Raw genomic sequence first — 24155 nt, 5'->3', positions numbered from 1 at the left:
AGCGATTAGTGACCATATTACAATTTGGTCATGAGTTGTCAACAGTCCTGCGGGTGAGTAAGCTGATCCCATGAGCCCATTATCCGTTTCCTCGTCCAGCACCCGCGGTCCCGCCGAACACGATATCCGAGACCAGATTGTCGCGGCGGCCAACGAACATTTCAGTCAATACGGTTACAGCAAGACAACAGTCTCCGACCTCGCGAAAGCGATCGGTTTTTCCAAGGCTTATATCTACAAGTTCTTCGACTCCAAACAGGCGATTGGTGAGGCCATCTGCAGCAACTGCCTGTCGCAAATCATGGCGGCAGTGGAGGACGCTATCAATGGCGAGGGTATCTCGCCTACGGAGCGCTTTCGACGATTGGTCAAAACCCTGATAACCAAGGGTGTAGACCTGTTTTTCAATGATCGAAAACTGTATGACATCGCGGCGTTTGCTGCTTCGGAGAGCTGGCCCAGCTCGCAGGTCTATGACAGGCGAATCAAACACTTCGTACAGCACATTGTACGGGAGGGGCGTGAACTTGGAGAGTTTGAGCGCAAGACACCCCTGGATGAGACGGTAGAGTCGATTCATCTCGCTCTGCGTCCCTACATCAATCCTTTACTGTTGCAGTACAACCTCGACGTCGTTGAAGAGGCGCCCGGGCTCATCTCCAACCTCATTCTGCGCAGCCTGATGCCTTAAAAAGAGCGCTGGCTGCCGGGTTTATCTTTGCATTCCTAATTCAAGGCCGACTCTGCTGATCTCGCCTGATCATCAAACGGCTTTTATTTGTTCACCTTGTGACCATTGACATAATTGGTCACTTGAATAAGCATGGCGCATCTGTTTCCAAGAGGTCTCTATGATCCAGCGCCGCTCGACTTCATTTCTCTTCATCGGTTTATTACCGCTGGCCTTGGTTGCATGCAGCGAGGCGCCGCCTCCTGATCCTCGTCTTCAAGTGCCCTTGGTGCGTATCAGTCTGGTTCAGCCTTCTGTGCCTGAAACTCGCGTATACACCGGCGTCGTTGCGGCACGGGTTCAGAGTGACCTTGGTTTTCGAGTGCCGGGAAAGGTGACCGAGCGCCTCGTGGACACCGGCCAGAGCGTCAAGCGTGGACAACCACTCATGCGCATTGATGCGAACGATCTGACGCTGACAGCGCGAGCGCAGCAGGAAGCGGTGCTCGCAGCAATGGCTCGATCCCGGCAAACCACTGATGACGAGCTGCGCTACCGTGATTTGGTGTCTGTCGGTGCAGTTTCTGCCTCTGCTTACGCAGGGATCAAAGCGGCTGCCGACTCGGCCAAAGCTCAACTGAATGCAGCCAAAGCCCAGGCTGATGTCGCAAAAAACTCCACCGGTTATTCAACCTTGCTGGCCGATTCCGACGGCGTTGTTGTAGATACCCTGGCGGAGCCGGGGCAGGTAATAGGGGCAGGCCAAGTGGTGGTGCGTGTTGCCCATTCCGGGCAACGTGAGGCAGTCGTTCAATTACCTGAAACACTACGTCCGGCACTGGGATCGCCGGCGACCGTGCAGCTTTACGGGCTGGATCAGCACAAAGGGGCGGCGCATCTGCGCCAGTTGTCCGATTCGGCTGACAGGTTGACCCGCACATTTGAGGCGCGTTACGTGCTGGAGGGCGTACTCGCCGATGCCACGCTGGGGTCGACCATTTCGGTCGCCATCGGCGGTACGCCAACTGCCATCGACAGGGAAGTCCAGGTGCCCGTCGCCTCTGTCTATGACGCGGGTAAAGGTCCGGGTGTATGGGTCGTGAGCGGGGAGCCTGAGCAGGTGACCTGGCGCCCTGTAACGCTCCTCGGTTTGAGTGATGCAGAAACTGCACGTGTGACCGGTAATCTCAATATCAATGATCGTATTGTCGCGTTGGGTGCTCACCTTCTCAGCGAGGGCGAGCAGGTCAGGCCGCAGCTGGCGGGCAGCGCTCAGGCAGCGGTGGCTGAGGTGCGCCGATGACCGGCTTCAACCTGTCCGCACTGGCAGTGCGTGAGCGTTCGATCACGCTGTTTTTGATATTGCTGATCTCCATAGGTGGGTTGTACGCCTTCTTCAAGTTGGGGCGCGCGGAAGATCCTGCCTTCACCATCAAACAAATGACGGTGGTAACGGTATGGCCTGGCGCGACGGCTGGTGAGATGCAGGATCAGGTGGTGGAAAAGCTGGAAAAACGCATGCAGGAATTGCGTTGGTACGACCGGACTGAGACCTTCACTCGTCCGGGATTCGCGCTCACCACCGTCTATCTGCTGGATAGCACGCCGCCTTCTGCTGTTCCCGAGGAGTTTTACCAGGCTCGCAAGAAGCTCCATGACGAAGAGGCGGGGTTGCCGCCTGGCGTCATCGGCCCGATCGTCAACGACGAGTATGCCGATGTCACCTTCGCCCTTTATGCACTAAAGGCAAAGGGCGAGCCGCAACGATTGCTGGTTCGCGAGGCCGAGTCCTTGCGTCAGCGCCTGCTGCACGTGGCGGGCGTGAAGAAGGTCAATATCATTGGTGAGCAATCCGAGCGCATTTATGTGGAGTTGTCATACGAGCGTCTGGCGACGCTGGGGATTTCCGCTCGAGACATATTTAGCGCGTTGAATGCGCAAAACATGATGACGCCAGCCGGTTCGGTCGAGGCGAAGGGACCGCAGGTGTTCATTCGACTTGATGGTGCGTTCGATGATCTGCAGAAGATTCGCGACACGCCGCTGGCCATGCAGGGTAGAACCCTCAAATTATCCGATGTGGCCGAGGTCAGGCGTGGTTACGAGGACCCCGCCACGTTCATGGTGCGCAACAATGGCGAACCCGCCTTGCTGCTCGGTATTGTGATGCGCGACGGTTGGAACGGCCTCGATTTAGGCAGGGCGCTTGAAGCCGAGACAACGTCAATCAATGGGCAGCTGCCGTTAGGCATGACGTTGAGCAAGGTCACCGATCAGGCGGTGAACATAGACGCATCCGTCACCGAATTCATGATCAAGTTTTTCGCAGCGCTGGGCGTGGTTCTGCTGGTGTGTTTTGTCAGCATGGGGTGGCGTGTCGGCATCGTCGTCGCTGCGGCGGTGCCGCTGACCCTGGCGGCGGTTTTCATTGTCATGGCTGCAACAGGCAAGGACTTTGACCGCATAACGCTGGGGTCGCTGATTCTGGCGCTGGGGCTATTGGTGGACGATGCGATCATTGCCATTGAAATGATGGTGGTGAAGATGGAGGAGGGTTATGACCGCATCAAAGCCTCCGCCTATGCCTGGAGTCACACCGCGGCGCCTATGTTGTCAGGCACGTTGGTCACTGCAATCGGCTTTATGCCTAATGGCTTCGCCAAATCAACGGCAGGCGAGTACACCGCCAACATGTTCTGGATCGTCGGCATTGCGCTGATCACATCCTGGGTGGTGGCAGTGGTGTTCACCCCCTACCTGGGGGTGAAACTGCTACCGCAGATCAAGGTGCCTGAAGGCGGCCATACCGCGATTTACGGGACGCCCAATTACGTGCGTTTCAGGCGCGTACTGGGTGGGGTGATTCGTCGTAAAGGGCTTGTAGCGATCTCGGTGGTCGCTTTGTTCATTGTCGCCATTCTCGGCATGGGCGTGGTGAAGAAGCAATTTTTCCCGACATCAGACCGTCCCGAGGTGCTCGTTGAGGTGCAGATGCCTTATGGCACGTCCATTGAGCAAACTGATGCGGCAGCATCCGAAGTCGAGGCGTGGTTGGCGAAACAACCGGAAGCGCGGACAGTCACTGCCTACATTGGTCAGGGCGCTCCACGGTTCTATTTGGCGATGGCACCGGAGTTGCCCGATCCTTCTTTTGCAAAAATCGTTGTACTAACGGCCAATCAGCAAGAGCGCGAGGCTCTGAAGATCCGGCTGAGGCAAGCCGTCGCTGACGGCCTGGCTCCTCAGGCACGCGTACGTGCGACCCAGTTGGTATTCGGCCCTTACTCGCCTTACCCGGTGGCCTTTCGCGTCATGGGCCCGGATCTGACAGTACTGCGTGATATCGCCGGGCAAGTGCGCGAGGTCATGAAAGCCAGCCCGATGATGAGAACCGTCAATACGGACATGGGCGAGCGTGCTCCGGCACTTCACCTGACACTCAATCAGGATCGTCTGCCGGCATTCGGTTTGACCTCCGCAGAAGTTGCTCAACAGCTTCAGTTTCTGCTGACCGGAGCGCCCGTGACCCAGGTGCGCGAGGATATTCGCTCAGTCCAGGTGATTGCACGTTCAGCCGGCGACACTCGTTTGGACCCCTCGAAAATCGACGCCTTCACATTGACCGGAGCGCAGGGCCAACGGGTGTCGCTGTCTCAGATCGGCACAGTGGAGATCCGAATGGAAGAGCCCATTCTGCGGCGTCGTGACCGAACGCCAACCATCACCGTACGGGGTGATGTGGCTGAAGGGCTTCAGCCGCCAGATGTTTCCAGTGCGGTGATGAAGCAACTGCAACCGCTTATTGAACAGCTGCCTGAGGGCTATCGCATTGAGTTGGCAGGAGCGATCGAGGAGTCGGGTAAAGCGAACAAAGCGTTACTGCCGCTGTTCCCGATCATGATCGCGCTGACGTTACTCACCATCATTATTCAGGTGCGTTCGATGTCGGCAATGATGATGGTATTTGCCACAGCGCCTCTGGGCCTGATTGGCGTGGTGCCGGTGCTTCTGCTGTTCCAGCAACCCTTCGGGATCAACGCGTTGGTGGGACTGATCGCGTTGTCGGGGATTTTGATGCGTAACACGCTGATCCTCATAGGTCAGATTCATGCCAATGCGCAGGCTGGCCTGTCCCCTTATGACGCCGTGGTCGAAGCCACTGTGCAGCGTGCCAGGCCCGTCATTCTCACGGCGCTGGCGGCGATGCTGGCGTTCATCCCGCTGACCCATTCGGTGTTTTGGGGCACGCTGGCCTACACCCTGATCGGAGGTACGTTTGCCGGCACCGTGCTGACCCTGGTGTTCCTGCCCGCGATGTACGCCCTGTGGTTCAAGATCAAACCTGACACTCCGAAGGAGGTCCTGACACCCGCAGATGCTGCCTGACCGAGCCATGTGGTCCCGGATGGATGATCAGTGACCGAGCAGCACTTAACGAAGTACCGGATGAAGGATCGGCGTAGAGCATTGATCCGGGTCGTAAAGGCAGGTGGTGAAATCGTCCATGGCCGCGCGGAGCTGGCACGTTGCGACTATGCTCATTGCAGGTAGATTGCTGTTGGTAAATCCCGGGCACGATGGAGAACGGCATGAAGACTAAACCGATCCACAAAATCTTATGGCGCTTCGCTGGCTGCGTGAGCGGGCTGGTGTTGGTTGCTGCCAATCCAGCCCAGGCTGCCGACGGCGGCATCGCCGGCGGCTCTACAGCAAGCTATAGCATTGGGTTCAGCAACTCCTACGCGGGCAGCGATTTCCGCAAAGTGATGGTGAGCAACTGGCAGGAGATTGCGTCCCAGGCGCAAAAGGATGGCTTGATCCGCGAGGCTCCGGTGGTCAGTGCCAATAATTCGGCATCGGAACAAGCGGCCCAGATCCAGGACATGATAGTCAAGGGCGTCAACGCCATTGTCATCCTGGCCGCGTCCGACACGGCCCTCAACGGAGTTATTCGCGATGCTTGCAACGCTGGCATCGTGGTGGTCGTGATGGCCAGCCTGGTCACCGAGCGTTGCGTCTACACCGTGGACTACAACTGGTCTGCAATGGGGCGCGTGGAAATGGACTATATCGCCCAGCGCCTCAAGGGCAACGGAACGCTGCTGGAGATCCGCGGCATTGCTGGCGATGCCACCGATAAAAATATCAGCGATGGCATTCGCAAGGCCGCCAGCGACTATCCGGGCCTGAGGTTCGCCAAGACCGTGTACGGAAACTGGACGGGGTCCGTCGCACGCAAGGAGGTGGCGCTGGCGCTGCCGTCCCTGCCCGGCATTGATGCCGTTGCTACCCAGGGGGGCGACGGTTATGGCGCGGCCATGGCGTTCAAGTCGGCGGGACGCCCTTTGCCGATCATCGTGATGGGGAACCGTCAGGATGAACTTGCCCTGTGGAAACAGGAACGCGATGCCAATGGCTACGAGACCGTTTCCATTTCCGCTTCCCCGAGCGTCTCCCAGGTGGGTTTCTGGGTCGCTCAGCAGATTCTGGCCGGCAAGCAGGTGCCGAAGTTCGTCGAAGTGCCGCTGGTGCGCATCGATGCGAAGGACCTGGATGCCTGGCTCACCACTATGCCAGTGGGCGGTGCCGCCAATCCTGTGTATAGCCAGGCTTCTGTTGCGGCGATGATCGACGTGGCCATCAGTAATACGGCGCCGCCCGCGCCTTTGCCGGAGGTTATGAAGCAGTAGTGGTCGGCGGGGAACGGGGAGGCGAGGCACCATGCTGACATTCAAGCCAGCCAAGGACCGGCCCATTGCCGTCAAAATTGGCCTGGCGGTCGCGGCACTGGTGTTCCTGATGCTGGCGGTATCGCTAGTGAACCTCTATGGCCTGCGGGGCATGGTACGTGCGGTGGATTCCGCCAGCCATTCTGCGGAGATCCTTGCTTCGGTCAACGGGGCCACCGGGCGGGTGGAAAACTTCATCGCCACTCGCGACCAGGACAGCCTGTCCCAGGCCGAAGGTATGGTAGCGACGGCGATCGCCGGCCTCACCGCCATTCCTGTGGCCGAGGCGGAGTCGCTCAAGGGCAGTCTGGAGAGGCTCGACGCGGCGATAGCCGCCTTGCGGGCAGCGACCCTGACGATGGATGGCGAAACGGAGAACATGACAGCCAACTACGGGCGGATGCGAGAGGCGACGATCCTCGTCGAACAGGGCATCGCCGATGGGTTGAAGGGTCTCGACGCCCGCACCGCTGAGCTCGAGGCGCGGGTGAGTAACGTTGAAAGCGCCCGGCGCATCCTGGATATTCTGCGCAACGGTCAGCGGATCATCACCGTCAATGCGGCCAGGATTCTGGTGACCGGTGATGGGGCGGCCGCTACTGCTGCGCGGAACGCTGGCGCGGCACTCCAGCCCGTGGTCGAACAATTGCGCGAGGTGATAGGGGCGCCGCAGGCGAGAGAGATCCTGGACCAGTTGGCGGCGGCTATAGCTACTGCCAGTGTGGCGGTAGAGCACCTTGGCGAGGCTCCAAAGCTGCGAGGAGGCGAGGTTTTGCGAGAGCTTGCCGCCGTCGGGGATGTGGTCGAGCGCCTCGAGGCAATGATGGATGAAGTGGATGGGCAGGTTGCCCATGACGCAAGCGACATTCAGGCAGCCACCGGATTGCTGCACAATGCAGCGGCGTTGTCCAAGCGCTTCGCCGAGCGCGTTGCCACCCTGGAGGCGCAGACCTTGTCGTTTCGCCTGTCACCGTCGGCCGAGACCGCCAGCGCTGTGCGCGACATTCTTGACGAGCTCTCCCGTCTGTCTCGTGTTCTCCCTTCGTCCGTGGAGTTAAAAGCCAAGGCTACGCCCCTGACGGTCAGCGATCAGATTGCCGGCTACCGGGCGGCCTTCGCCAGGTTCCATCAGGCGAGTAACGCCTTGAGCGGCGCGCGCGACCAGGTTCGCAACGAGGCACGGAGTGCCGGCCTGTTGGTTGCGCAGTTCGTCGGCCAGGCGCGATCCGACGCTGTGGTTCACAATGATCGCGGCATGCTGGCGACGATAGTTGCAGGTACCGTCGCCATCCTGCTGGCTGGCGCCATCGCTTGGAGCACGTCGCGATTTGTCGCGCAGCCCATCGTCGCCCTGGCCTCGGTCATGCGTCGGCTTGCCGCTGGTGACCTCAATGCCAAGATCACCAGCGTCGGGCGCCGTGACGAAATTGGCATCATGACCCGCGCCGTACGGGTGTTTCAGGAGAATGCCCTGCGCATCCGGGTGCTGGAGGCCGAGGCCGAAGCCGAAAGACAGCAGGTCCAGGCCTCTTTGGAGAGAATGGTCGCCGAGCGGACCGACACCTTGCACCAGCAGACCGAGGTGCTCGAGGCGCAGGCCATCGAACTCATTCACGCGCGTAATCAGGCCGAGACCGCTAATCAGGCAAAAAGTGATTTCGTCGCCACGGTCAGCCACGAACTGCGCACGCCCCTGACCCTCATTCTCGCCCCCCTGGAGCAGCTCTCGGCGGCGGCCATCCCGCCATCAGATTGGCGTGTGCAAATCGACCGCGCCCAACGCAACGCGCTGCGCTTGATGAATCGGGTGAACGAGATCCTGGATTTCTCCAAGGCCGAAGCGGGCAAGTTTGAGTTGTGTCCATCGCCAATTGACTTGAACAAGACGGTGGGTGTGCTGGCCGAGGATGCCGCCATGGTGGCTGAGGGCAAAGGCTGCACCCTGACCAGCAGCATCGATCCCGCGCTCGGCACGGTGTACCTGGACCCCCGACATTTCGAGAAGATTCTTCTCAACCTGGTGAGCAATGCCATCAAGTTCACGCCCGCTGGCGGCACCGTGCACCTGGCAGTGACTCCGCTTGATGGCGATCGATTTGAACTTGCGGTGCAGGACTCAGGAATTGGCATCGCGCCTGACAAACTGCCGTTGCTGTTCCAGCGTTTTTCTCAAATCGACAATTCCGCCACTCGCCAATACAGCGGCACAGGCATCGGCCTCGCCCTGGTCAAGAATCTGGTCGAACTGATGGGGGGCGAAGTCGGTGTCAACAGCGAACCCGGACGGGGTTCGTGCTTCTTTGTTCGACTTCCGCTGGGGGCTGAGCAAAACACCGTGCCAACCGAAGCCAGCAATATGCAAGAGCGATCATCGTCAAGCACAACCGAGCAGCGTCACCTGCGTTTCGACGACGGTCGTCAGGGCAGTCGCAACGAGCGGACTTCGACGCAAGACACAGATGATGAGCAGGACCCGGAACACGCCTCGCGATCTAAAGTGCTTGTGGTAGACGACAGCCCGGAAATGCTGAGCTATCTCCGCGAACTTTTGCACGACGACTATATCGTCGCCACTGCATCTGATGGAGAGCAGGCCTGGGCACTCCTGCAGCGTCGACCCATCGATGTCGTCGTTTCGGATGTAATGATGCCGGAACTCGACGGCTTCGGCCTGACCGCCAGAATCAAGGCCAGCGCCGGTTTTGCCCATTTACCCGTGATCCTGGTGACCGCCCGCGGCGGCAGTGAGGCCTGCGTCTCCGGGCTTGAGAGTGGCGCCGATGACTATCTCGCCAAGCCCTTCTCGCCGCTGGAACTCAAGGCTCGCGTACGCGCGGCGCTACGCATGAGCCAGGTGCAAACCGAACTGCATGCCAAATCCCGTCAGGCGGGCATGGCCGAAATCGCCACCTCTGTGCTGCACAACGTCGGCAACGTCCTCAACAGCGTGAACGTATCGGCAGAACTGGTCAGCAGCCAGATGCGCGCCTCCAAAGTCCAGGGGCTGCGCAAGGTGGTTCAACTGATGAATGAACACGTCAATGACCTGAGCGATTTTCTCACCACAGACCAAAAAGGAAAGATGCTGCCCGACTATCTGCTCAAGCTGGCGGAGATGGTGACGGTAGAACAACAAGGCATCATCGAAGAACTCGGGCAACTCACCAAGGGCATTGACCATATCAAAACCATTGTCGCTGCCCAGCAGTCCTATGCCGTTGCTGTCAGTGTCGTCGAGACAGTGCCGGTCTCAGAGTTAATCGAGGATGCCTTGCGCATGAGCGCCAGATCATCGGCGCGCCAGGAGGTGACGGTGGTCAAGGAAATTGCCGACTTGCCCCTGCTCTCGCTGGACCGGCACCGGGTGCTGCTGATTCTGGTGAACCTGATCCGCAATGCCAGGCAGGCGTTGGACGGCGTGATCGATCGCAGCCCGTGCATTACGTTAGGCGCGTCTCTCGCTGAAGGGCCAGTATTGCGCGTCACGGTGACCGACAACGGCAATGGGATTGCGCCAGAACACCTGGCGCGTATCTTTACCCATGGCTTTACTACGCGCAAAGAAGGTCACGGTTTCGGCCTGCACAGCTGCGCGCTGGCCGCGCAAGAAATGGGTGGCAACTTGACCATGCACAGCGACGGGGTTGGACAGGGCGCAAGCTTTATCCTCGATATTCCCCTTGATGCTTCACAGAGCAAGTGATAGATACCGAACCGGCACGCAATCCACTTCTTCCGGCGAGAGACCGCTCCCGAGGAACGCTGTTTTTGGAGGAGGGCGGCCTCGCCGGCTAAAATTATGGACAAACTCACACAATATCGCGTTTTCCTCCAGGTCTCTGAAATGGGGAGTTTTATAAGGGCTGCTCACCTGCTGGAGTTGCCACGTGCCTCCGTATCGGCGGCTATTCAGGAGCTGGAGACAGATCTGGGTGCACGATTGTTGCATCGAACGACACGCCGAGTTCAACTGACGGCTGATGGCGCTCAGTTGCTGGAGCGCGTGCGGCAGTTACTCACGGATGCCGATGACATCCAGCAGCTGTTCCAGACGCATCAGCGCCAAGTGTCTGGGCGCTTGAATGTCGATGTGCCAAGTCGCATAGCCCGACGGTTGATCGCGCCGGCCTTGCCAAGTTTCAAGCGCAGTCACCCGCGACTGCAACTCGCACTGGGTTCCACGGACCGCTCTATCGATCTGGTACAAGAAGGAGTTGATTGCGTCGTGCGCATTGGCAATCTGCTGGACAGCAGTCTGGTCGCGCGGACGATAGGGCATATTGCACTGATCAACTGTGGCGCCCCTGACTATTTTCAGAAGCATGGTACTCCTCAAGAACCTGGAGAGCTGATGCAGGGGCATTTATCGGTAGGGTATGCCTCATCGAGTAACGGTCGTGAGTTGCCATGGGACTATTTATACCGTGGCGAGCGACGCGAGATGGCTGTACCCAGTTCGGTGATAGTCAATAATGCTGAAACCTACATCGCCTGTTGTCTGTCAGGTATGGGGTTAATCCAGATCCCCCGATTCGATGTACAGCACTTGCTGGACTCCGGACAGTTAGTGGAGGTCATGCCCGGCTTTCGGGCCGCTTCCATGCCGGTCTCGCTGCTGTATTCGCATCGACGTCAGCGTTCGAGGCGGCTGAACGCGTTCATCGAATGGTTTGAAGCATTGATGCAACCGCATCTTGAAGTTACAGAATCTGCTTCTTAAGCAATTGAAACGCCGTGCTGCCCGTCCAGTCCCCATGCCAATCCGGCTGACCTGCCTATCCTTCGCGTGCGGTGTTCGATCGTATAACCTCGCCCGGCATTAGTGTGCCCTGCTGGATTGTCTATCCAGGTAGTCAGGGCTTATTTAGCCGCTGTGTTTACCTACACTCGGAGCTCCCTTATACCCAAAGGAAATTCCCCATGGCTGACCATTCCATCAACGGCAAGACTATCGTTATCGCGGGTGGTGCGAAGAATCTCGGTGGTCTGATTGCGCGCGACCTTGCTGCACAAGGCGCCAAGGCATTGGTGATTCACTACAATAGTGCAAGCAGCAAGGCAGATGCCGACGAAACCGTTGCGGATATCAGGAAGGCGGGTGCTCAGGCAGTGGCGGTGCAGCTGGACCTTACAACGGCGGACGCTGTGGAGAAGCTATTCATAGAGGCCACTGCAGCGTTTGGTAAACCGGACATCGCCATCAACACTGTGGGTAAGGTGCTGAAAAAGCCTCTGTCAGATATCAGCGAAGCCGAATACGACGAAATGACCGCTGTTAACTCGAAGGCCGCATTTTTTTTCATTAAGGAGGCCGGAAAGCATCTCAACGATAATGGTAAAATTTGTACGATAGTTACTTCACTTTTAGGAGCCTTTACACCATTCTATGCAGCCTACGCTGGCACCAAGGCACCGGTCGAGCACTATACCCGTGCGGCCGCCAAGGAGTTTGGTGAACGCGGTATTTCAGTGACGGCGGTGGGGCCAGGACCGATGGACACACCCTTTTTCTACCCGGCAGAAGGCGCTGATGCCGTGGCATATCATAAAACCGCTGCGGCACTTTCACCCTTTAGCAAGACTGGTTTGACGGATATTCAGGATGTGGTTCCTTTCATTCGCCACCTCGTTAGCGATGGTTGGTGGGTTACGGGACAAACCATCCTGATTAACGGGGGCTACACCACCAAGTGAGCAGACTCAACCCTTGCTTGTGCGGGGCAAATGCGCCTGGGCTGAATTGATAAGAAGTCGTAAATAACGGTGACGCCTCAACAGTTTTCAAGGTGGGGCGTCAATACGCTCCGAATATAGGGATGATAAGGTTGCTGTTTATGTCAAATGGATTTTCACTGGAGCACCTGACCGTTACCAGGAAGCTGGGGCTGGGATTCGGATTGTTATTGGCATTAGTTGTATTACTCGCTCTGACAGGCTTCTACGGGCTGCGTGGTGACGGGCAGTCGCTGAAGCGAATCAATCGACTGGGCAGTCTCTTTGATCAAACTGTTTTCACGCGTGATGCTAACTTTATCTATGGTTTGACAGCGGATCCTGTGCAGATCGTTCGGCACGACGACAACTTGAAAACCATGCAACAGATACTCTCCAGCATATTGGATGAGATCCATACCGGAGGTTGGCCGCAGGAGGACCTGAACTCAGTAAAACGCTTGGACGAAAAACTTCGGGCGTACAGTGACAGCTACCTTCAGACACGGGCGGGGATCGACGCACGGAAAACCGTAATAACGTTGAATGAGTCGCTATCCTCCCTGCAAAACGAAATTAATGTGTTGTATGCGGCTGAAGAGACTCGCGCCAAGGCAAGTGTAGAGCTTATTGTCTCTGTTCTTGAGGGTGTCACATTGTTTGCATTGGTGTTGGGAGGGCTGACTGCCTGGGTCATCGGCCGCCAGATTGTTATTCCGCTCCAGCAGACATTGGTGGCGTCAGAGCGTATCGCCAATGGTGATCTTACTGTGGAGTTGTACAGTGAACGGGCTGACGAGTTGGGTCAGCTTCTGCGCTCGATCAACAACATGACTCAGCGTTTGCGTAACGTTATTTCTCAAATCGGTGGCAGTTCGCATCGGCTTGCCGCATCCGCCAGTCAGCTGGCAACTATCACGACACACACTCAGACGGGCATTGATAATCAGAAAAGTGAAACCGAGTCGGTAGCGACCGCCATGAGTCAGATGACGGCGACTGTGCTGGAGGTGTCTCGTCATTCGCAAGAGGCTGCCTGCGTGGCCAGGAAAGCCGATCTCGAGGCGAGTAATGCATTGGGTGTATCGCAGCAAGCGGTAGCACAAATAGAGGCGCTTGCCCGCGATGTGGGAGTTTCGGCCGGATCGATGGCCCATCTTCATCAGGAAAGTGAGCGTATTGGTGGTGTGCTTGATGTCATCAAAGCGGTTGCCGGGCAAACCAATTTGCTGGCGCTCAATGCCGCTATTGAAGCCGCTCGCGCGGGTGAGGCGGGACGCGGTTTTGCGGTGGTCGCTGATGAGGTGCGCAGTCTGGCGCAGCGTACTCAGCAGTCATCTGAAGAAATCGAAAGTCTGATCGAAGGGTTACAGCGTATCGTCGAAGAGAGTTCGCGAATGATGCAGGCCAGTGTGCAACAGACTCAATCGACCGTTGTTGGAGTGCGCAACACCGGGGATGCCTTGGGAGCTATCACGCAACAGGTATCTGACATTCAGCAAATGAGCATGTTGATTTCCACGGCTGCGGAGGAGCAGGCCGCGGTGGCAGAGGAGATCAACCGTAGCGTTTCGAATGTACGCGGAACTGCCGACCAGTCTTCGCAGGCAAGTGCTGAGATTGCTGCCTCCAGTGTTGAGCTGGCTGAGCTCGGAGGCGAGCTGCAAGGTCTGGTCAGGCGTTTCAAGGTGTAAAGCTTGGTGCAACATCGCTTTTACGCAAGCCGATTCCAGTTCCCGATCCGAAGATTTCCGGTGATTTGATTACCTCGCAGGCATAGGCGAATCCTTTGCCCTGCGGCTTCTTCAGAGGACCTTCGGATTCGGTATTTACCGTGCAATGGCGCACCGTTCAAAACGGAGCCTGGCCGCCTGCGAAAATCTTTTTACATTTATTTAATAGACTGATCAGCGCCGCCCGGTCCGGGTACTCACGTCCACCCATACCGCCAGCACCAGAATGCTGCCCTTCACAATCATCTGCCAGTAACTGTCCACGTCCAGCATCGACATGCCGTTATCCAGGCTGGTGATCACCAACGCCCCCAGTAAAGCGCCGTAGACCGTACCCGAGCCGCCGCGCATTGAGGTGCCGCCAATAAAGCAGGCGGCGATGGCGTCGAGTTCACCCATATTGCCCGCCGAGGGGGAGCCTGCGGCGAGGCGGGCGGTGTTGACCATGCCGGCCAGCGCGCACATCACCCCCATGATGCCGAAGATCCACAGTTTCACCGCCTGTACGTTAATGCCCGACAGGCGCGTGGCTTCCATGTTGCTGCCAACTGCATAGACGCGACGGCCGAACACGGTCTGGCTGGTGACGTAGCTGAACACGCCGAGCAGCACCAGCAACAGCAGCACCGGCACGGGGATGCCGTCGTAGCTATTCAGGGTCGTGACGAAACCGGCAAGCACGGCGCCGATCAACACCACGCGCAATACGTCGCGCACCAAGGAATGCGCGGCCAAACCATGCAGGGCACGGTTGCGTCGCTGTTTCCAGGTGAGGAACAGGGTCAGGGCAAACAGCAGGATACCGAGCCCCAGACCCACGGCATGGGGCAGATAGCCCTGGCCCACATACACCAGTGACGGCGAGACCGGCGCAATGGTCGTGCCGCCGGTAATCCCCAACAGGATCCCGCGAAACGCCAGCATGCCGCCCAGGCCGACAATGAACGACGGGATGCGCAGGTAGGCGGTCATATAGCCGTTGGCCAGCCCGATCATCAAACCGCACAACGCCACCAGGCTGAGGTTGGCCAGCAACGGTATGTGATAGACCACGTCCAGAATCGCCGCGAGTCCGCCGAGCAATCCGAGCAAAGAGCCCACCGACAAATCGATCTCGCCGCTGATAATCACCAGCACCATGCCACACGCCAGTATTCCGGTAATCGACATCTGCCGCAGCAGGTTGGAGAGGTTACGCGGGGTCAGGAAGCCGCCCTCGGTCTGCCAGCTGAAAAACAGCCAGATCACCGCGACGGCGATCACCAGGGCGAGCATTTTGTAGCGGGTAAAAAGGTGTTTGACCTGATTCATCTACGCGGTTTTCCGATTATTATTGTTTTGGCTGAGCGCGGCGGCCATGACCTGTTCCTGGGTGAGCCCCTGATTGATGAAATCGCCGCGTAACTGGCCGTCGCCGATCACCAGCACGCGATTGGATACCCCCAACACCTCTGCCAGCTCCGACGAAACCATGATGATCGCCACGCCTTCGGCCGCCAGGGCGCCCATCAGCTTGTAGATCTCATACTTGGCGCCCACGTCCACGCCGCGGGTAGGCTCATCGAGGATCAGCACTTTCGGTTTGGCCATGAGCATTTTCGCCAGCACGGCTTTTTGCTGATTGCCACCGGAGAGGCTGGTAATCGGCAGAAACGGGCTGGATGTCTTCAGGTGCATGCGGGCGATTTGCCGGTCGATGCTGCCCAGTTCGGCTTCGGCATCGATATGGCTCAGGTGGGCGTAGGTGTCGAGCACTGCCAGGGTGATGTTCTGACCCACACCCAGATCGGGGATGATGCCCTGGCGCTTGCGGTCCTCGGGCACCATGCACAGCCCGGCGCGAATGGATTTGAGCGGGGTGCGCGTATCGATCAGTTGGCCTTCCAGCCAGACTTCGGCGCTGTAGCGACCGGGGTAAGCGCCAAACAGCGCCGACACCAGCTCCGTGCGCCCGGCACCGACCAGACCGGCAATGCCGAGGATTTCCCCGCGCTTGAGCACGAAGGAAATATCGTCGACGCGCTTGCGCCTGGGGTTGTCCACGTCATAGCAGGTGACGTGGCGCGCCTCGAAAATAACGTCGCCGATGTCATGGGGTTCGGTGGGATAAAGGTTGCTCATCTCTCGACCGACCATTTGCGTGATGATCTGCGCGATATCCATATCGGCCATGGCGGTGGTCGCGATGTGCTTGCCGTCACGAATGACTGAAATGGTGTCACACACGGCGGCCACTTCATCGAGCTTGTGGGAAATGTACACGCAGGCCACGCCCTTGGCCTTGAGGTCACGGATGATGTCGAGCAGCACCTCGATTTCCGCGCGGGTCAGGGCCGAGGAGGGCTCATCGAGGATCAGCAGCCGCGCCCGTTTGTTCAGGGCCTTGGCGATTTCCACCAGTTGCTGGTAGCCACCGCCGTACTGGGAGACCGGCAGGGCGACGTTCATGTCCGGCACCTTGAGCTCACGCATCAGCGCTTCGGCGCGGTGGATCATCGCCGGGTAATTCATGCGCCCGCCGGGTAGCGTCAGTTCGTGGCCCATGAAAATGTTCTCGGCCACTGACAGGTCGGGCACCAGGGTCAACTCCTGATGAATGATGACGATGCCGGCAGCTTCGGTATCGCTGATGGACTGGGCCTTGAGCGGCTGCCCGTCCCAGAGGATTTCGCCCTCCCAGGTGCCGTACGGATAGACCGCCGACAGCACCTTCATCAAAGTGGATTTACCGGCACCGTTCTCGCCGCACAGGCCGAGGCATTCCCCCGGCCGCACTTTGATATCGATGCCGTTCAGCGCGTTGACACCGCCAAAGCTTTTGACGATGCCATTCATTTGCAGCAGATAGTGCGACATAGCAATGGCTCACACGAAAGGCCGATGGGGGCGGTTGCCTTGTTGTTGGAGCGAGGCTTGCCCGCGAATTGAACGACGCGATATGTCAGGCACATCGCCTCAACGCATTGCCGGGCAAGCCTCGCTCCAACGGGCACGGTTTGTTGCGCAACAGCGCAGCGCCTACAGCCCCATCTGCTCTTCGCTATAGAAACCGTCCTTCTCCAACAGATCGATATTGGCCTTGGTCAACGGCGTTGGATTGAGCAGGATGGTGTCGACCTTCTTGCTGCCGTTGTCGTATTGCGAGCTGTATGCAGGCTTTTCGTTGCGCGCCAGTTGCACCGAGAGCTTGGCGGCTTCCGATGCAATTAGTTTGAGCGGCTTGTAGACCGTCATGGTCTGGGTGCCATCGATCACGCGCTTGACGGCAGCGAGGTCGGCGTCCTGTCCGGAAATCGGCACCTTGCCCGCCAGCTTCTGCGCGGCCAGGGCCTGAATCGCACCACCTGCGGTGGCATCGTTGGAGGCAACGATGGCGTCGATCTTGTTACTGTTGCGGGTCAGGGCGTTTTCGACGATGCTCAGGGCTTCGGTGGGGTTCCATTCCTTGACCCACTGCTGGCCGACAACCTTGATATCGCCCTTGTCGATGGCCGGTTGCAGCACCTTCATCTGGCCTTCGCGCAGCACCTTGGCGTTGTTATCCGTCGGCGCGCCGCCGAGCAGGAAATAGTTGCCCTTGGGCGCCGCCTGCAGCACGCCGTTGGCCTGCATTTCGCCGACCTTTTCGTTATCGAAGGAAATATAGGCGTCAATATCGGCGTTGAGGATCAGCCGGTCATAAGAGACCACTTTGATATTGGCCTTCTTCGCTTCGGCGACAGCATTGGTCAGCACCGTGGCGTTGAACGGCACGATAACGATCACATCGACGCCGCGCGAGATAAGGTTTTCGATCTGGGAAATCTGCTTTTGCTCATTGGCATCGGCTGACTGCACAAAGACCTTGGCGTCGAGTTTCTCCGCCGCTGCGACGAAGTAATCCCGATCCCGGGACCAGCGCTCCAGGCGCAGATCATCAATGGAAAAGCCGATTTTCGGGTGGGCAGAATCGGCCATCACTGGCAGGGCGAGCAGAGCCAGGGCACTGGCGAGCAGGGTGCGTTCGAGTCTATTCATGGTGTTGCGTCCTTTTATTGTTGTTGGAAAAGACACAGCGTGATGCGGGTAGAACTGTAGAGCCTGTAGCGACCTTCGCGCGCAGAGATTTGTCGCGCGATTGTCACCGTGGGGTCAGCTGTAAATAAAACGATTCACGATCCCTTCAAGCATCTCCTGTCGACCGCTCACGGCTTGCGGGTTCAGTTCATGGGAAAAGGCATGTTCGGCCAGTGATTCGAGGCTGAATTCCCCCGCCAGCACGGACTTGCCCAACGGCTGCTGCCAACCGGCGTAACGTTGATCCTTGAACTGTTGCAGGCGGTCGTTCTGCACCATCGCCGCCGCGCGTTCCAGGGCGAGGGCGAGGGTGTCCATGGCGGCGACATGACCGTGGAACAGGTCAATCTGGTCCAAGCTCTGGCGGCGTACTTTGGAGTCGAAGTTGTAGCCGCCGTTCTTGAATCCGCCGGCCTTGAGGATTTCATAGGTGGCCAGGGTCATTTCTTCGACGCTGTTGGGGAACTGATCGGTGTCCCAGCCGTTCTGCGGGTCGCCACGGTTGGCATCGATGCTGCCGAAGATCCCCAGGGATACGGCGGTGGCGATCTCATGATGGAAACTGTGCCCGGCCAGGGTCGCGTGATTGGCCTCGATATTGACCTTGATCTCGTGTTCCAGACCAAACTCGTGGAGGAAGCCGAATACCGTGGCACTGTCGTAATCGTACTGGTGCTTGGTCGGCTCCTGGGGCTTGGGTTCGATCAGCAGATCACCCTTGAAGCCGATCTTGTGCTTGTGCTCCACCACCATGCGCATAAAGCGCCCGAGTTGTTCGCGCTCGCGCTTCAGGTCGGTATTGAGCAGGGTTTCATAGCCTTCGCGGCCGCCCCACAGCACATAGTTGGAACCCTTGAGGCGCAGGGTGGCGTTCATCGCGCTGAACACCTGAGCGGCGGCGTAGGCGAACACTTCAGGGTCCGGGTTGCTGGCGGCACCGGCGGCGAAACGCGGGTTGCTGAAACAGTTGGCGGTGCCCCACAGCAACTGGATGCCGGTCTGTTCCTGATGGCGTTCCAGGTGGTCGACCATCTGCGCGAAGTGGTTGCGATACTCCTTGAGCGAGCTGCCTTCGGGCGCGACATCGGTGTCGTGGAAGCTGTAGTAGTCGATGCCCAACTTGGAGAAAAACTCAAAGGCCGCTTCTGCCTTGCCGATGGCCAGCTCCATGGGGTCGCCGCTGCGTTGCCATGGGCGTTTGAAGGTGCCCACACCGAACATGTCGGCACCGGGCCAGACGAAGGTGTGCCAGTAGCAGGCCGCCATGCGCAGGTGTTCACGCATGGGTTTGCCGAGGATCAGCTTATTGGCGTCGTAATGGCGAAAGGCTAGGGGAGAGTCGCTGCTGGGGCCTTCGAAGCGAACGGTCTCGACATCGGGGAAGTACGTCATAGCGTTTTCCTTATTGTTCTTGGCGGTGTCTCGATACTAGCAACGCTCCTTGGCCCGCCGATTACGATAATCACCAGGGTACAGTGCGTTTTTGCGTATTGAGCTCTGGCGCAGGTGGGCCTAGTCTGTGCTGATCGGCTGAGGACAAAAACAATGAAAACCCTACCGCCCGTTCACCGCATCGCCCTGTTGTTCAACGGCAGCAAGATCTACGACCGCGGCATCATCACCGGCATCGGCAATTACCTGAGCAGCACTCGCGCGTCCTGGGACCTGTTCCTGGAAGAGGATTTTCTCTGCCGCCTGCGTGGTATCGAACGCTGGCAGGGCGACGGCATCATTGCCGACTTCGACGATCCGTTGATTGGCGAGGCGTTGGCCGGAAGCAAGTTGCCGGTGGTGGCGGTGGGGGGCTCCTATGAGGACGCGCGGGCTTACCCTGACGGCATCCCCTATGTGGCCACCGACAATTACGCATTGATGAAGCTGGCGTACGAGCACTTGATCGAGGCCGGCCTGACCCGCTTTGCCTGTTTCAGCCTGCCGCCGGCCCAGGCCAACCGTTGGGCCCAGGAGCGGGAAAACGCCTTTCGCCGCCTGCTGCAGCGCGATGGCCTGCATGTCGAGATCTACCGGGGCCTGGGCACCAGTGCGCCGCTCTGGGACAGCGCCGTAGAACAGCAGATCGCCTGGCTGCACAGCCTGCCCAAGCCGGTCGGCATCATCGCCGTCACCGATGCCCGTGCCCGACAGTTGCTGCAAGCCTGCCTCACGGCCGGTATCGCTGTGCCGGAGCAGGTTGCGCTGATCGGCATCGATAACGACCCGCTGACCCGCACCCTTACGCGGGTCCCCCTGAGTTCGGTAATCCAGGGCACCGAGACCATGGGCCGCACGGCTGCGGCACTGCTGCATCAGATGCTTCACGGCAAAGCCTGCGCGGGCACGCAGATTCTTGTCCCGCCGGACGCGATCAATGTGCAGGCGTCGAGCCTGCATCAACCCTTGGGCAACCCTTATGTGATGCAGGCGTTGCTGTTTATCCGTCAGTACGCCTGCCAGGGCATCAAGACCGCACAGGTGGCGGCCTACGTCGGTGTATCACGCTCCTCGCTGGAGCTGCATTTTCGCAAGGAGCGTGGCCGCAGCGTGCATGACGAGATTCTGCGTTTCAAACTGGCGGCAGCGGCCAATGGCCTGGAGCACAGCGACTCGGCGATTGCCGAGATTGCCCAGAAGTGCGGTTTCAAATCGGCGCAGTACCTGCACACGGTGTTTCGCCGCGAGTTTGGCTGTACGCCGCGCGAGTATCAGCAAGTGCCTGGAAACTTTGCCGGCTACGGTCATACGTCACCGGACCTGCATCGGATAAACCCATAAGGGAGGGTTTGTGGCGAACATGGATGCGTTCAAAAACATCAATGCTTCTCATTAAAACCATCGAGAAAGTTGCGCGCTATTGGGAGGTCTTTGATCGAACAGCAAAAAGAAAATTAAAAGCGTGTCTATATATAAGCGTGCGGGCTTTTTTCACGAATATTTCACACGCTGTAATCATAGGATGCAGGCAGGGAAATCACTAAATCTACCTCAATGCCAAGTAGATGGCGTCAATTAGTAGGCGTTAGAGCGGCGCATGATGCCAAAGTATTATATCTATTATTTGTGGTATGGCGAATAGTCCGAAGTAGAGTTGCCGATGCTTGATAGGGTGATGGCAGCAGAATTTTCAGGAGGCCGGATCCGGGTAATTCCACATGGCGGAGTGTCGATAAAACGCTGAGGGATAGCCTCATAAGAGTGTTTTGCAAATAATAGGCGCCGCCTGCAAATATTCTAATTAAGGTTGGTGAAAATCACTCAAGCCATGGAGGCACTATAGATAAATCATATAATAAATATCTGTGAGGCCTGCCATGATGACTTGTAGTGAGCTATACCCGTTTGGCTTCGACATTGTGTACAGGCCCTCCTGGAGGGATCCTGCCGCTGCCATCCAGCCCATGTCCAAATACAAGGGTCACTTTGACGATCATGTATTTCAGGCTTTTTTAAAGTGGGTGGGGATATACCCTGTGAGGCCCATCGCTCAGCTGAAAATGCGCTGCTGACGCCTAAGGTAAAGTTATTCTTCTTGCCGGTTTTGAATATCCATTTAAAAACCAGAATCGTCGAGCGTGTTCCCGGCCGGCGGTACGGGTTTAAAAATACTGAGTCGCTATGGCTGGAACATAGCGACTATCAGAAAGTTTAGTCTCACTCTATAGCTGTCATCTCATGGTCGAGGCGTTACTTGCTCCCCGACCACTGAGGCAAGCAGCAGATAACGGGCAGTGTGCCGAGCGTGCAAATACATCTGAACACCGACGTCAGTGACGTCGGCATTGATTGCCGTGGAGGCGACACCATGAAATTCAACTCATTGCAGACGCGAATTTGTTTTACCGCAGGCCTGTGCCTGTTTATATCATCGGCCAGCCTGGTCCTTTATGGGCTTTTCTCGGCCACGGCCAACGAAAAATATGTGTCTGGAGAAGTGGCGACGCTGATTGAGAACTCAACGATACGCGAAGTGCAAAACCTTGCAGAGTCTCGCGCCAATGCTATCCAGGCAAAGTTGCAAAATGCACTGGACGCAGCGCGAACACTGGCCAATACATTCGCAGCCAGTAAAACCGTACACAGCCCGCTGGTATTGGGCCGGGAGCAAATGAATAGCATGTTGCTCAGCGTGCTTAAAGACAACCCCGACTTTAACGGCACTTATAGCTGTTGGGAACCGGACGCAGTGGACGGGCAGGATCAAGGGTTTCGCAAGGATGAAGGGGGCAATAATCCGTCAACTGGACGCTTTACACCTTATTGGACACGCAGTGCCGATGGCCATATTGCCGTACAGCCCCTTGTGGAATATGACTCCCAGGCTCGCCATCCCAACGGTGTACCCAAGGGTGGTTGGTATTCGGGGCCACGCGATACGCAGACAGAAAATGTATTGGACCCCATCCCTTATATCGTGCAAGGCAAGAACGTATGGCTGACTACGCTTTCCGTGCCGATTCTGGTCGATGGCAAGTTTTACGGAGTGGTGGGGGCCGACTTTGATATCTCCTTTATTCAGAAACTTACCGAACAGATGTCCGCCAGCCTTTACGGTGGCAAAGGCTCTGTCTCGATACTGAGCCATCAGGGACTGGTGGTCGCTGACAGCCAGCGTGCCGATCTGATCGGTCAGCCGCTCAGTGGCCTGCTGCCCGATACCTGGCAAAAAAGACTGGCCGATATTCAGGGTGGGCGCGCTGAAAGCCGGCTCAATCAGGACAGCCAGAATATTGAAGTGTTGATGCCTATTCAGCTGGGCCGCACCGGCAAACCGTGGGCCATATTAATCCGTCTGCCCAAGGCAGTAGTGATGAGTCAGGCAATCGTGCTTGAGCAGGAGATGCAGTCACGTAGTCTCAACAACAGCATCTGGCAGATAGCGGTGGGGGTGACTATTTCTCTGCTGGCCTTGGCCGCCCTCTGGATTGCCACCGCTAAAATCGTTGGACCGATTCGTGAAGCGGCGGCGTTGGCTGCGAACATCAGTCTGGGCGACTTTTCTCGGCGCCTCATTCAACGATCCGAGGATGAAGTCGGCCAGTTGGCGTTTGCCCTCAATGACATGTCGGAAAGCCTGCAACGCCAGGTCCGAGTGGCTGAGCGTATTTCTGAGGGCGATCTTGATCTGGAGGTCCGTCTCTCGTCGCCTCAGGACACTTTGGGCAAGTCCCTGGAGAAAATGGTCAGCAACCTGAACAGCCTGATTTCGCAAGTGCAGGTCAGCGCCACACACATCACCGGTAGCTCCGCCCAAGTCACCGATCTGAGCCAGTCGCTGTCGGATGGTGCCTCCAATTCCGCTTCCTCGATTACCGAAATCAGCGCAGTGATGACACAGATGGCTGCGCAGACGTCGGACAACGCTGCCAATGCCAAAAAAGCCGACGAGCAATCTCAGGCGTCACGTGCCGATGCGGGTGAAAGTGACAAGTTGATGAGCGAGTTGATTGCCGCCATGGCTGAAATCGACAATTCAGGCAAAGACATCACCGCCATTATCACCACCATCGACAACATTGCGGCGCAAACCAATCTGTTGGCATTGAACGCGGCCATCGAGGCTGCCCGAGCCGGGGAGCTGGGTCGTGGCTTTGCGGTAGTTGCCGATGAAGTCCGTAGCCTGGCCGCTCGCAGCGCCGAGGCGGCGCAGCAAACGGCAGCCTTGATTGCCGACTCGTCGACCAAGACCCAACGCGGCATGATCATCGCCGGGCGCACGGCTGACTCCCTGCGCAACATCGTCAGTGGAACCACAACGGTCTCAAACCTGGTGTCGCTGATCTACCAGGCGTCCAGTGAACAGGCCTCCGGTCTGCAGCAGGCCAGCCTTGGCCTCGAACAGATTGACGAGGTCACGCAGCAAAATCAGTCCAACTCCCAGGAATGTGCGTTGGCCGCCAGGAATCTTTCGGAACGGGCGAGCGCTATGCAACTGGGGCTCAGCCGTTTCAAAGTCAAAAACACCCACGGTATTTAAACCTGCTATGTGATCGTTAACGGCCGAAGGAAAATCCTATGCCTGCCCTGACTAACTACAAAATCAGTTTTACCCAGCATGGCGTTGAACAAACGCTGTACATCAGCGCAGATGATTGCGGTGAGGCGCATAAGTGGCGCTATGTCGCTGACAGCCTGGGCATCGTTTATCGCAGCGATCCCGGGAATGTCATGCTTTCCCACGCCATTAGAAATCTGGTCGAAGCAAAGGGCGTCAGTGACGTGGAAGTACAGGCTGTGGTTACTGCGCCAAGGCCATAACTA

At 57.8% G+C, this 24155-nt stretch carries 15 protein-coding genes and 3 pseudogenes; 14 read left to right on the top strand and 4 right to left on the bottom strand.

Annotated features, from left to right (window positions below):
* Positions 1-70 precede the first annotated feature (70 nt).
* The 10 genes and pseudogenes from AC1Z24_RS17800 (at position 71) to AC1Z24_RS17755 (ending at position 13805) form a co-directional block, all read left to right on the top strand.
* The gene (locus AC1Z24_RS17800) at positions 71-691 is read left to right on the top strand and encodes a TetR/AcrR family transcriptional regulator (protein ID WP_483741985.1); all 621 of its coding nucleotides are present in this window, start codon (positions 71-73) and stop codon (positions 689-691) included.
* 160 nt (positions 692-851) lie between these two features.
* The gene (locus tag AC1Z24_RS17795) at positions 852-1973 is read left to right on the top strand and encodes an efflux RND transporter periplasmic adaptor subunit (RefSeq protein ID WP_483741984.1); all 1122 of its coding nucleotides are present in this window, start codon (positions 852-854) and stop codon (positions 1971-1973) included.
* Positions 1970-5056: an efflux RND transporter permease subunit gene (locus AC1Z24_RS17790; RefSeq protein WP_483741983.1), complete on the top strand. Its 3087-nt coding sequence runs from the start codon at positions 1970-1972 to the stop codon at positions 5054-5056. Before AC1Z24_RS17795 ends, AC1Z24_RS17790 begins: the two co-directional genes overlap by 4 nt.
* 203 nt (positions 5057-5259) lie before the next feature.
* Positions 5260-6360 (top strand): substrate-binding domain-containing protein, encoded by a 1101-nt coding sequence (locus AC1Z24_RS17785; RefSeq protein ID WP_483741982.1) that lies wholly within the window; start codon positions 5260-5262, stop codon positions 6358-6360.
* Between the two features lie 31 nt (positions 6361-6391).
* A pseudogene (locus AC1Z24_RS17780) lies at positions 6392-8656 on the top strand (ATP-binding protein); the annotation flags it as partial.
* Positions 8648-9244, top strand: a pseudogene (locus tag AC1Z24_RS17775) (response regulator transcription factor); the annotation flags it as partial. The pseudogenes AC1Z24_RS17780 and AC1Z24_RS17775, both read left to right, overlap by 9 nt.
* Complete coding sequence (locus tag AC1Z24_RS17770) at positions 9245-10102, top strand: sensor histidine kinase (protein ID WP_483746657.1); 858 nt, start codon at positions 9245-9247, stop codon at positions 10100-10102.
* A 96-nt stretch (positions 10103-10198) separates the two neighbouring features.
* On the top strand, positions 10199-11119 hold the full coding sequence (locus AC1Z24_RS17765) for a LysR family transcriptional regulator (protein ID WP_483741981.1): 921 nt from the start codon (positions 10199-10201) through the stop codon (positions 11117-11119).
* A 200-nt stretch (positions 11120-11319) separates the two neighbouring features.
* Positions 11320-12093 carry an SDR family oxidoreductase gene (locus tag AC1Z24_RS17760; RefSeq protein WP_483741980.1) on the top strand — a complete coding sequence of 258 codons (774 nt, stop codon included), beginning with the start codon at positions 11320-11322 and terminating at the stop codon, positions 12091-12093.
* A gap of 122 nt (positions 12094-12215) precedes the next feature.
* A complete protein-coding gene (locus AC1Z24_RS17755; RefSeq protein ID WP_483741979.1) occupies positions 12216-13805 on the top strand; it encodes a methyl-accepting chemotaxis protein in 1590 nt (529 codons plus the stop codon).
* Between the two features lie 213 nt (positions 13806-14018).
* Here the strand turns inward: AC1Z24_RS17755 and AC1Z24_RS17750 are convergent, their stop codons facing one another.
* From AC1Z24_RS17750 to xylA, 4 genes are all read right to left on the bottom strand, one after another.
* Positions 14019-15155, bottom strand: coding sequence for a sugar ABC transporter permease (locus AC1Z24_RS17750; protein ID WP_259102980.1), 1137 nt, complete (start codon positions 15153-15155; stop codon positions 14019-14021).
* Positions 15156-16700, bottom strand: coding sequence for a D-xylose ABC transporter ATP-binding protein (xylG, locus tag AC1Z24_RS17745; RefSeq protein WP_483741978.1), 1545 nt, complete (start codon positions 16698-16700; stop codon positions 15156-15158).
* Between the two features lie 162 nt (positions 16701-16862).
* Positions 16863-17861 (bottom strand): D-xylose ABC transporter substrate-binding protein, encoded by a 999-nt coding sequence (gene xylF, locus AC1Z24_RS17740; protein ID WP_483741977.1) that lies wholly within the window; start codon positions 17859-17861, stop codon positions 16863-16865.
* Between the two features lie 114 nt (positions 17862-17975).
* Positions 17976-19292: a xylose isomerase gene (gene xylA, locus AC1Z24_RS17735; protein WP_483741976.1), complete on the bottom strand. Its 1317-nt coding sequence runs from the start codon at positions 19290-19292 to the stop codon at positions 17976-17978.
* Positions 19293-19445: 153 nt separating this feature from the next.
* On the opposite strand from xylA, the gene AC1Z24_RS17730 reads away from it, so the two are divergent.
* The 4 genes and pseudogenes from AC1Z24_RS17730 (at position 19446) to AC1Z24_RS17715 (ending at position 24152) form a co-directional block, all read left to right on the top strand.
* Positions 19446-20672, top strand: coding sequence for a XylR family transcriptional regulator (locus tag AC1Z24_RS17730; RefSeq protein WP_483741975.1), 1227 nt, complete (start codon positions 19446-19448; stop codon positions 20670-20672).
* A 1027-nt stretch (positions 20673-21699) separates the two neighbouring features.
* Positions 21700-22914: pseudogene (locus AC1Z24_RS17725) on the top strand (cache domain-containing protein); the annotation flags it as partial.
* A gap of 42 nt (positions 22915-22956) precedes the next feature.
* Positions 22957-23871 (top strand): methyl-accepting chemotaxis protein, encoded by a 915-nt coding sequence (locus tag AC1Z24_RS17720; protein ID WP_483746656.1) that lies wholly within the window; start codon positions 22957-22959, stop codon positions 23869-23871.
* 38 nt (positions 23872-23909) lie between these two features.
* Positions 23910-24152 (top strand): hypothetical protein, encoded by a 243-nt coding sequence (locus AC1Z24_RS17715; protein WP_483741974.1) that lies wholly within the window; start codon positions 23910-23912, stop codon positions 24150-24152.
* The last annotated feature ends 3 nt before the right edge of the window (positions 24153-24155 follow it).

It is taken from the genome of Pseudomonas sp. JL23, assembly GCF_056933585.1.
This window is presented reverse-complemented; position numbering and strand designations above follow the sequence as displayed.

Coding starts and splice junctions, on each gene's coding strand:
- AC1Z24_RS17800 (WP_483741985.1), top strand. CDS start 71: ATGAGCCCATTATCCGTTTCCTCGTCCAGCACCCGCGGTCCCGCCGAA.
- AC1Z24_RS17795 (WP_483741984.1), top strand. CDS start 852: ATGATCCAGCGCCGCTCGACTTCATTTCTCTTCATCGGTTTATTACCG.
- AC1Z24_RS17790 (WP_483741983.1), top strand. CDS start 1,970: ATGACCGGCTTCAACCTGTCCGCACTGGCAGTGCGTGAGCGTTCGATC.
- AC1Z24_RS17785 (WP_483741982.1), top strand. CDS start 5,260: ATGAAGACTAAACCGATCCACAAAATCTTATGGCGCTTCGCTGGCTGC.
- AC1Z24_RS17770 (WP_483746657.1), top strand. CDS start 9,245: ATGAGCCAGGTGCAAACCGAACTGCATGCCAAATCCCGTCAGGCGGGC.
- AC1Z24_RS17765 (WP_483741981.1), top strand. CDS start 10,199: ATGGACAAACTCACACAATATCGCGTTTTCCTCCAGGTCTCTGAAATG.
- AC1Z24_RS17760 (WP_483741980.1), top strand. CDS start 11,320: ATGGCTGACCATTCCATCAACGGCAAGACTATCGTTATCGCGGGTGGT.
- AC1Z24_RS17755 (WP_483741979.1), top strand. CDS start 12,216: ATGATAAGGTTGCTGTTTATGTCAAATGGATTTTCACTGGAGCACCTG.
- AC1Z24_RS17750 (WP_259102980.1), bottom strand. CDS start 15,155: ATGAATCAGGTCAAACACCTTTTTACCCGCTACAAAATGCTCGCCCTG.
- xylG (WP_483741978.1), bottom strand. CDS start 16,700: ATGTCGCACTATCTGCTGCAAATGAATGGCATCGTCAAAAGCTTTGGC.
- xylF (WP_483741977.1), bottom strand. CDS start 17,861: ATGAATAGACTCGAACGCACCCTGCTCGCCAGTGCCCTGGCTCTGCTC.
- xylA (WP_483741976.1), bottom strand. CDS start 19,292: ATGACGTACTTCCCCGATGTCGAGACCGTTCGCTTCGAAGGCCCCAGC.
- AC1Z24_RS17730 (WP_483741975.1), top strand. CDS start 19,446: ATGAAAACCCTACCGCCCGTTCACCGCATCGCCCTGTTGTTCAACGGC.
- AC1Z24_RS17720 (WP_483746656.1), top strand. CDS start 22,957: ATGTCGGAAAGCCTGCAACGCCAGGTCCGAGTGGCTGAGCGTATTTCT.
- AC1Z24_RS17715 (WP_483741974.1), top strand. CDS start 23,910: ATGCCTGCCCTGACTAACTACAAAATCAGTTTTACCCAGCATGGCGTT.